1 protein-coding gene is annotated in these 2,356 nt (G+C 35.9%); it reads right to left on the reverse strand.

Features of this window, described 5'->3' with window-relative positions:
* Nucleotides 1-2,356, reverse strand: a 2,356-nt coding sequence (locus Q0945_RS15755) for a hypothetical protein (RefSeq protein WP_299436546.1), incomplete at both ends; no start/stop codon positions are given.

Genomic DNA, 2,356 nt, shown 5'->3' on the forward strand with positions numbered 1-2,356 from the left:
GCTGCTTGACCGTCATCCTGTACTTCTAAGGTTAAATCTCCTGTAGCTGCATTGAAACTAAATGTATCTACTTCTTGGTTATCTGTATTTATACTTGAAAGATTTAATACAGGATTATTTCCTAATTCATTTGTAAATGTTAATTCGTTTGTCGTTCCATTAAAACCTAAAGTCGTATTCGTTTCTGAAATAGTTACTGAAGCTACATTCAAATAAAGACCTCCATCTGCACCGAATGTTATATCATTATTTGCTCCACTACTTATTAAATCTACTGTAGAAGGTAATACTCCGTCTCTTTCAAGTGATAAATTTAATTCCCCATCAACAATTGACAAGTTATCTATAGCCTGATTATCAGTCCCTGAATCATTCAACCCACTTAAATCAATATTCGTAGCACTTCCATTATTCGTAATGTTTAATGTTTGTGTACTAGCATCGTAATTTAAATCCTGTATCTCATTCTCATCATCACTATCGCCATCTACATAGTTTACCGTATAATTACCATTTCCATCATCGGTAACACCAATATCCCCTGTGCCTACTACAGTCTCTCTATAATCCGATAAATCTATCGCATTTGAATCCACTCCATTTACAGTACTTACCAACTCATCACTACCATTTAATGTTAATGTATTACTATTTATAATACTTACATTTGCTCCTGTTACGCCATCTACTGTTGTACTTAATGCATTTCCACTACTTGTATTAGATACCGTTGTTGCTGGAACTAATGCACTCTTATCTATCCACTCTACTACTCCCGCAGGATTTGTAACTAAAACTTTATCATTTCCGCCTGATGAAACATCTTCCGCTAAAATGGTTCCATTTACTATATTTTCTGTCTGTACTGCATTGTTTGCTAACTTTGCATTTGTAATTGCATTGTCTCTTACATCTAGAACTACATCCGTAAAAACAGAATCGTCTCCGCCTGTTACATCTATTGTATTATCTCCTGAAGTAATATTTCCATCGGCTATTGCTGCTTCTTCAAAACTTACTGTATACTCTGTATTATTTCCAGTTACACTTGGGGTTACATCTATTCCTGTTCCTTCTACTACTGTTGTAGTTAGTTCACTAGAGGTTATACTTGCATCTAGCTCTTCTAAAGCAGATTGCACATTTGTACTTGTTATATTGCCTGCTGGATTTACTGAAACTTCACCCGCATTTTGATCATCTGTAGCATAAATACCGTTAGCTCGTACATCTAATGCATTATTTGCATCTGGACTTGCTACTGCTGTAAACTCATTACTAACATCTAGGTTTAATCCATTACCTGCTGTGTACTGCGTATCATTATCGGTTGCACTGGCTAATGCTTCTATTGCTCCCTGTACATCCGTCTCTCCTAAGTTTGCTGTACTATCATCAAAAGTAACCTCTCCTGCATCTTGGTCATCTGTATCGGTAGCGTAAAGCTCACCTCCTACTATTGATAATGCATTACCCGCATTTCCACTAATATTTGCTGTAAACTCTGTTCCTGATAAATCTAAACCATCACCCGCTGTGTACTCTGTATTCGTATCTGTAGCATAAATACCGTTAGCTCGTACATCTAATGCATTGTTTGCATCTGGACTTGCTACTGCTGTAAACACATTACTAACATCTAGATTTAATCCATTACCTGCTGTGTATTGTGTATCATTATCAACCCCATCATTATCTACAATTAGAGTATCTCCATCGGCAGTTGTAATAGTTGAAGTTCCATTTCCATTATCTGAAATTGTAGAAGCTCTGAAAATTACGTCATCATTATTTTCATTCGTATATGTAAAACTACCATCTCCATGATCCACCAAAGTTGTAACTATATCAGCTATTGGTGTAGCACTTCCTCCTACTACATCCCAAGCTGAACCATCCCAAACATATAATTGACCTGCAGATTCATCTACATAAGTGGCTCCTATATTATTGTTTGCAGGGGCTGCTACTGGAGCTCCATTACCTACTACAGTAAGTTCGTTCGTAATATCTGAATCGGCATCTCTAATATCAATATTAGTATTTCCTCCTCTTTCTAAAACAATATTTAATGTTTCGTTAGCAGTAATAACAGAACTACTTATTTGCTGATTATCACTACTATTATTTACTATCTCATCAATAGCATCTTGTACATTAGTCGCTGTTAGTAAAGATGTACTATTGTCATAAGGGTTACTACTTGCATTGGTGTCTATAGTTTGGGTGTTTCCTGCTTCATCTGTATACGTATACACACCATTTACTGGTGTAGATAATGTTGAAATGGATGTATCTGAGATGATCACATCTGTACCCGATGCATCTGTAAAAGTATATGTACCATCTAAATTAT

The sequence above is a fragment of the uncultured Maribacter sp. genome, from assembly GCF_947500405.1.
Taxonomy (GTDB): domain Bacteria; phylum Bacteroidota; class Bacteroidia; order Flavobacteriales; family Flavobacteriaceae; genus Maribacter_B.